A 6757-nucleotide genomic window follows, 5' to 3' on the forward strand; every position below is an offset into this window, starting at 1 on the left:
GATGACGGATAGTGACCAGCAGCCGTTCGGGCCAAGATCCCTGCGGGCGCTGTTCGAGCCCAGGCGCGTCGCCGTGGTCGGCGCTTCCGCACGGGAGGGGAGCGTCGGCAACTTGGTCTGGACGAACCTCTCGTCATTCGGGGGCGAGGTTGTGCCGGTCAACGTCCACGGTGGTGAGCTCGAGGGGCACCACGTTCACCGTTCGCTGCGTGAGGTGGCAGGGCCGGTCGACCTGGCGGTGGTGACCGTGCCCGCCGAAGCCACTCCACGTGTCGTGGCCGACGCCGCGGCAGCCGGAATTGGTGCCTGCATCGTGCTCAGTGGCGGCTTCGCCGAATCAGGCGAGCGTGGACGAATCCTGCAGGACGAGTTGGTAGCCATCGCCCGCGGGGCCGGAATGCTGCTGCTCGGACCGAACTGTCTGGGAGTGCAAGTTGTTGGTACTTCCCTCAATGCGTCATTGACCCGCGAATCGATCGCCGTTTCAGGGGGCGTCAGCCTGGTAACTCAGTCAGGCTCATATGCGATGGCGCTGCCCGTGCTGTCCGCGGACGACGGATACGGATTCGCCGTCGGCTGTTCGACCGGCAACAGGTCCGATGTCGACGAAGCTGAGGTTCTAGGTCACTTGGCAGCACACCCTCAGACACGGGTGGCGTGCCTTCTGCTGGAGTCAGTGGGCGCCGGGCAGGAGCTTCTGAAGCAGGTTCGAGCGCTCGTGCCGGACAAGCCTGTCGTTGTGACGCTTCTCGGCCAATCTCCCTCCGGAGCGCGGGCAGCGGCCTCGCACTCCGCGGCGCTCGCAACCAGCAGGCGGGTCTGGGAGGACGTGTTGGTCTCGGCAGGGGCCATCGTGACCCGAACCGGGCTTGAGATGCTCGACGTCGCGGCGCTGCTTGATGCAGAACCCATTCCAGGTGGGCCCCGCGTGGCCGTCGTGACCAACTCTGGTGGCATCGGCACGGAACTGACGGACTTGCTCCAGGCGGAAGGGCTGGAGGTACCCGAACTCTCGGACACGCTCCAGCAGCGATTGGCCCGCGACCTCCCCTCATATGCCAGTCCTCGCAACCCCGTAGACATCACACCGGTCTGGTCGCGCTTCGCCGATCTCTACCCCTCACTGGTCGAGGACCTAGCCCGGTCCGGCGAGGTCGACGTCGTGGTGGCCGTGTTGCTGCAGCGCGCGGCTGATCATGAGGTGGCAGAGCGGCTCGTCGATGCCGTTCAAACTCTGCGCCGTGACGGTGTTCCAGTCACCGTTTGTGTGTGCTGGGTCGCCAGGCAGTCGCAGCGGCCCGTCGCGGCCATGCTCCGGCGCTCGGGCGTGCCAGTTCTCGAATGGCCGGAGCGAACCGCCCGAGCTATCGGACATGCGGTCCGCTTTGGTCAACTCCGGTCCGCGCCCGCTGTGCTGCGATCGACCTGCGACGAGCGCGGCGCGGACACGCTTCCCATGGGACTCGGGTACGACCCGGCCGTCGACCTGGCGTTCGCCGCCGATCAGGGGATCCCGCTTGTGCCTGGCACCCTGTGTCGCGACGAGAAGTCGGCGGTCGAGGCCGCGAAGGATCTCGGCTACCCCGTTGTGGTCAAGTTGCAACATGGGTCGATCACCCACAAAACCGATGTCGGCGGGGTGGTCCTCGGTCTGCGTGACGCAAACGAGGTGGGGAGCGCGGCCCGGCGACTTCTCGGATCGTACGACGATGCGCAGGTACTGATCCAACCAATGGCCACCGGAGTCGAGCTCGTCGTTGGCGGGCTGCAAGACCCGACCTTCGGTCCGGTGGTGGTCGTTGGCCTGGGTGGCGTGCTGGTGGAACTCTCGGACGACGTACGTTTCGCGGGCGCGCCGTTCTCCGAGCAGGAAGCCCACGCGCTGCTACGAAGCTTGCGTGGCTCCGCGATCCTCGATGGAGTGCGTGGCTCACCCGGGGTCGACATATCCGCCGTCGCCCAGCTCGTGTGCCGCGTGGGCGACTTGATGGTCCGGCATCGTGATCTGGACGTCTTGGAACTAAACCCAGTGCTGGCGACGCCCGCGGGCTGTGTTTGCGTCGACGTCCGCGTGTCCACCGCTGCTCCCGGGCGGCCCAACGACCGTCGATTCTTTGGTCCTCCGAGGACGGAGCCTGACGCAGTTCGACGCCCATAAGGTCGCAGCGCGTCGGACCTCCGGCGCCACGGCCAACCCGGCCGTGCCCCGAAGAAGAGGTGCTGCATGACTACGTCCGACCTGGATCTCAACCACCCTGTAGCGGTCGAACCCGCACCAGTCTGGGCCGGGGACCCCTCGGTTCTGGGACTGCCGTCCTTCATCGTCGGTTCCACCGCGCTGGGGCTAGTACTGGTCGGATTCGTGCCCCCAGCGGCCGCCGGAGCTTCGTTGGCGATCCTGGTTGCTGCCACCGGGCTTGGGCTGACCATCGCAGCCATCTGGGCGGCCGCGATCGGCCAGAGCGTTGTCGGTGCCGTGTTCGGGGTCTTCGCCGGCTTCTGGCTTAGCTACTCACTGCTCGTCCTTGGCCTCACCCACAACTGGTTCGGTATCGCGGCCGACGATGCAATCAGGACCCAGGAACTGTTCCTCATCAGCTGGCTGGTGATGATCGTCATGCTGACCCTTGTGACACTCCGGCTCCCCCTGGCTTTTACCCTGCTGTTCGTGCTCGTGGACCTCGCGCTGCTGCTCGTTCTGCTCGCCACCGCAAACGGGTCTCTGGGACTACAGAAGACCGCCGGTTTCGTGGTGTTCGCGTTTGTCCTCGTAGGCGCTTACCTCTTTGTGAGTGCCGCCTCGGCCGCCACCGGCGGCAAGCCACTCGCGCTGGGGCGTCCAGTGCTCCGCTGAGCTTCTGCAGGACGCGCTCGAGGTTCGCGATCGTGCGTTCGTTGACGACCCAACCCGCGGCCTCCAGTGGCTGGCGACAGGAGGCACGGGCCGCCTCCAGACCTTCCGACAGGGGTCGCCTTCGCGGTCCGGTCACCCAGGACCAGCTGTGTCGGCCTCCTCGCGGTAGGTCTGTGCTGGCAGGTAGCCGCCCATCGACGCCCACCTGCACGTACGGTCGGGCGCTGCTGGGTGGCTATCAGCTGGCCCAGCTGAGGAGGTCGGGGGGCGTCCAGGACGCGCTCGACCTGGGTGTTCCACATCCAGTCGACTCGTACAGCGCTCGCGCTCGGCGGCTGCATTGCTCCTTCGATCATCGGTGGTGCCTCCTGAACGTCCGGCGGTGCTGGCTTGAGATCCGGTCTGGTGGCCACGGTATGCGGGGTCTCCGACGCAAAGCAGGCTATCCACAGGGCCGGATCATCCGGTGCAGCTGGGCGGGGCTTACCGGCCGGGCGCGGATCGCGACATCGTGGCGGCGGTCGGCGGGACGCGGTCGGGCGCCTGGCGACGCGTCGCGGGGACGTAGGATTGGTCGATCGGTGGCGCGCTCGCCACGGCGGTGGCCGTGGTGAGGTCGGTGAGGACCTCCTGGGCGTTCGTGACCATGGATGCCTGGCCGTGACGGATCAGCTGGTTGACTCCGGTGGAGGCGGCGCTGGTGACGGGGCCGGGCATGCCCGTGAGGGGCCGGTGGAGGTTGGTGGTCCAGTGGGCGGTGTTGAGCGCGCCGCTGCGGATGGCGCCCTCGACGACCACGGTCCCCTCGGCGAGGCCGGCCACGATCCTGTTTTTTGCCAGGAATCGAGTTCGGGTGTGGGCCGTGCTGGGTGGGGTCTCGGAGACGACCAGGCCGCGCTGCGCGATGGCCTCGAGCAGCTGAGCGTGCGCGGTCGGATAGGGGCGATCGACTCCGCAGGGCATCACGGCGATGGTGGGGCCGCCGGCGGCCAGAGCTCCGCGATGGGCGGCCTGGTCGACGCCGAACGCGAGGCCGCTGACGATGGTCTGACCCGTGGAGGTCAGCTCTCGGCTCAGGTCGCTCACCTGCTCCATGCCGTAGCTGGTCGCAGCTCGTGATCCGACCACCGCCACAGCGTTGGCCGCCACCTTGGCGGAGGTCGCCTTCGCCTCTGACCCACAGGCCGACAGGTTCGCCGCCACGGTCGTGCAGCGCGCCGGCCTCGCGCAGCGCTCCGAGTCGGTTGGGCCACTCGGCGTCGGCCGGGGTGAGAAACCGGATGCCGCGGCTCTCTGCCTGCTCGAGGACCCGGCTGGGGTCGACGTGGGCGAGATCGTGGCCGATCGAGAAGGCCCAGTGAGGCTGAACCTCGGCGGCGGCCTCGAGGTAGCCGAGGACCTTGCTTGCCCCGAGCTCGCTGACCAGCCCGGTGACGCGGAGGTCGCCGGGCTCGATGGTGCAGCTGAGCTTGACGCGTGCGAGGCGGTCGGCCTCGTCGACGTCGCTGGTTGTGGCGCCTATTCGGTGCCTCCCCACAGAAGGTCGAGGTCGGGTTCGTGGATGACGTCGATGCGCTTGCTGGGGTCGTATGCGGCAGGTGCCGGCACGACCAGTCGCTGCAGCTGGCGCCCGGTGACGCTCTGCTGCGGGGTGGTGTCGTCGCGGTCCATCACGGATCTCTCCTCAGCGGCCGGGGGCAGGTCGGTCGGTGGCGGGTTGAGCCCGTGGGGCGTCCCGCTGGTTGTGGTGGCCGGGTGGCTTCGGAACGAACGACTCGTCGAGCTCGGCGCCGACCTCGCGCATCTGCGTCTGGTGGCGCTCCCACTCCCGGGGATGGAGGCCGTTCTGCAGCGCCGAAGCGACGATGGCGGCCATGGAGTAGGGCCGGTCGGCCGGCACCTCGTCGAGTGCGCACCAGGCACGTGCCCCGTCGCCGCGCAGCCAGCTGGCGAAGCCGAGCATCGAGGCCGGCGCCGCGCGGACTTCGTCCCGCGCGCGCCGGGTGAGGTCGGTCCACAGGGAGATGTGGGATGCGGTGTTATGGGTGCTCATGTCCTCCCAGAGCGCGTCTCGGGTGCTGATGGTCTCCAGGGCCACGAGCATCCGAGCGCCGTCGACGTCGGTGACGCGGTTTCCGTCTGCGTGGAACTGCTCGAGTCGGTCCAGGGCCCACTCGCGCTCGCCGCTGGGGCTGCGCGTGACTGCCGCGGCGCGCGCCTCAGGGAGGACCTGGGCGAGCGGCTCACGGTCTCCGACCAGGGACGCTGCCAGGCGGCCCGATTGGCGGCGGGTTGGACAGCGCCGGTCAAAACGGTCTTCGCGGCGATCCGCTCGGCGGTCGCCTGGGTCTGCAGGCCGGTGGCCCCGGTGTTGAATTCCCGCCAGCGCTCGCCGTCGGCCGACAACCTCAGGTGCGTGGTGATGCCGACGGTGTCCAGCCGGGTGGACAGGTGCTGGCTGGCCAGCTCGGCGCTGCGGCGGTCCTCGGTGATGCACACGATGCCGACCCGCGCGCCCGGCCGGGCATGCCGTCCGTAGACGTCCGCGATCGCATCCCAGACCTCGTCCCGGGCCCGTGCCGTCTTGGGCAGGTCGACGCGGGTGATCGGGAGACCGGGCCCGAAGGGGATCAGGATGATCGACTCCTCGGGCCATGTTGAAGCCGAGGACGTGGGGCACTGCGGCGAGCAGTTCGTCCGGGGACTGTACGACGAGGTCCATCGGGCCCGTCCCCGCCCTCAGCCGGCCTGCGCCGCGGCGCGCTCGGCACGCTCGATCCGGGCGGAGACGTACCTAAGCGAAATGCCGACCTCGCCGAAGCGGTTGTCGACGACCACGACGTTCTTGGTGCGCTTCTCGCCGGTCTCCTTGGCCGGCCAGCTCTCGGTGCGCTCGAGGCCGTGCACGAAGACCGGGTCCCCGGAGCCGCAGGTGTCGTGGACGTGGGTGGCGGCGGACCCGTAGACCTTGACGTTGTGCGGCGAGGCCCAGCGCCGGCGGGAGCAGCGCGAACACCACCACGGCGAGGACGAAGCTCACCAGCAGCGCAGGCCCGAGGGTCACGACCCTCAGCACCGTCATCGGGACCTTCATCTCGACCACCTCCATCGGTCAGCACTAGTGCGAATCTCTCGACTTTGCCGCGGGGTGATCGTTCGACGACCTCCGCGCGACTTAGGAAAACGAGACCAGTTTGTGCCCAGCCGCCGACACCAACGGAGTTATCCACAGCCCCAATCCAGCCAGAGCAGGGACCGGGCCCGACCTGGGTTCATGGACCAGACCCGATCCCGGACCACTCCGATCGAAAGGAACCACCCGTGAACACCCTCACCGCCAATGACACCTGGGACCGCCTCGGCTCCATCGCCCAGCTGCTCCACCAGGCCGCCACCCGCGTCTGGGAAGGGGCAGAGCCCGACTCACCGCTGCAGTCCCTCGGTCTCGGCGTCTACCTGGCACAGGCGCAGGCCAGCTCACTCCTCCCCGAGGACTACCAGCTGCCCGACGTCGACCAGGAGGACCTCGATGGGCAGAGCGCGCTGCAGCTGCTCACGGCCGCGGAGGAGCTCACCCGGCCACTCCCGGCCCACCGGCCCGACCTGGTCAACAGCTCCCAACTGGTGGTCGACCTGTGCGACCTGATCCGGGAGGCACGCGACCTTGGATGCTGACCGCCGGCGCGGCTTCGCCGACGTCGACGACGCGCTCTTCGACATCACGCAGATCCCGCTCACCTCTCGGGACATCCGCACCGTCGGCGAGCTGCTGCACGACGTCGACCACACGGCGCGCCACCTGCTGATGGACGTCGCCGGCGACGACGCCGGCCGGCTCCTACATGGCTGGCCTGACCTGGTCACGGCCGCGGCGTCGCTGTGGAGCAGCCTGCCCGGGCAGGG

The 6757-nt window shown here is 68.7% G+C and carries 7 protein-coding genes and 1 pseudogene; 4 read left to right on the forward strand and 4 right to left on the reverse strand.

What is annotated here, in order from left to right:
- Window position 1: 1 nt before the first annotated feature.
- Both ACOADB_RS18950 and ACOADB_RS18955 read left to right on the forward strand, forming a co-directional pair.
- Window positions 2-2158, forward strand: coding sequence for an acetate--CoA ligase family protein (locus tag ACOADB_RS18950; protein WP_378601945.1), 2157 nt, complete (start codon window positions 2-4; stop codon window positions 2156-2158).
- Between the two features lie 66 nt (window positions 2159-2224).
- Window positions 2225-2854, forward strand: a complete 630-nt coding sequence (locus ACOADB_RS18955) for a GPR1/FUN34/YaaH family transporter (RefSeq protein WP_378601948.1) — start codon at window positions 2225-2227, stop codon at window positions 2852-2854.
- Between the two features lie 483 nt (window positions 2855-3337).
- Here ACOADB_RS18955 and ACOADB_RS18960 read toward each other — a convergent pair whose 3' ends face one another.
- The 4 genes and pseudogenes from ACOADB_RS18960 to ACOADB_RS18975 all read right to left on the reverse strand — a co-directional run.
- Window positions 3338-3982 carry a DNA-processing protein DprA gene (locus tag ACOADB_RS18960; protein ID WP_378601951.1) on the reverse strand — a complete coding sequence of 215 codons (645 nt, stop codon included), beginning with the start codon at window positions 3980-3982 and terminating at the stop codon, window positions 3338-3340.
- A 390-nt stretch (window positions 3983-4372) separates the two neighbouring features.
- Window positions 4373-4528 (reverse strand): hypothetical protein, encoded by a 156-nt coding sequence (locus ACOADB_RS18965; RefSeq protein ID WP_378602085.1) that lies wholly within the window; start codon window positions 4526-4528, stop codon window positions 4373-4375.
- 10 nt (window positions 4529-4538) lie between these two features.
- Complete coding sequence (locus ACOADB_RS18970; RefSeq protein WP_378601954.1) at window positions 4539-5576, reverse strand: DUF4192 domain-containing protein; 1038 nt, start codon at window positions 5574-5576, stop codon at window positions 4539-4541.
- A gap of 17 nt (window positions 5577-5593) precedes the next feature.
- Window positions 5594-5839: pseudogene (locus ACOADB_RS18975) on the reverse strand (single-stranded DNA-binding protein); the annotation flags it as partial.
- A 336-nt stretch (window positions 5840-6175) separates the two neighbouring features.
- Here ACOADB_RS18975 and ACOADB_RS18980 point away from each other — a divergent pair.
- Window positions 6176-6529 carry a hypothetical protein gene (locus tag ACOADB_RS18980; RefSeq protein WP_378601957.1) on the forward strand — a complete coding sequence of 118 codons (354 nt, stop codon included), beginning with the start codon at window positions 6176-6178 and terminating at the stop codon, window positions 6527-6529.
- Window positions 6519-6757: hypothetical protein (locus ACOADB_RS18985; protein ID WP_378601960.1), on the forward strand; the 239-nt coding region annotated here is incomplete at its 3' end. The genes ACOADB_RS18980 and ACOADB_RS18985, both read left to right, overlap by 11 nt.

This window comes from Nocardioides sp. CPCC 206348 (genome assembly GCF_048654705.1).
In the GTDB taxonomy this organism is placed as follows: domain Bacteria; phylum Actinomycetota; class Actinomycetes; order Propionibacteriales; family Nocardioidaceae; genus Nocardioides.

What these genes read in the sequence shown, in the direction of transcription:
- ACOADB_RS18970 (WP_378601954.1), bottom strand. Translation starts at nt 5,576, where the DNA reads ATGGACCTCGTCGTACAGTCCCCGGACGAACTGCTCGCCGCAGTGCCC.
- ACOADB_RS18950 (WP_378601945.1), top strand. Translation starts at nt 2, where the DNA reads ATGACGGATAGTGACCAGCAGCCGTTCGGGCCAAGATCCCTGCGGGCG.
- ACOADB_RS18955 (WP_378601948.1), top strand. Translation starts at nt 2,225, where the DNA reads ATGACTACGTCCGACCTGGATCTCAACCACCCTGTAGCGGTCGAACCC.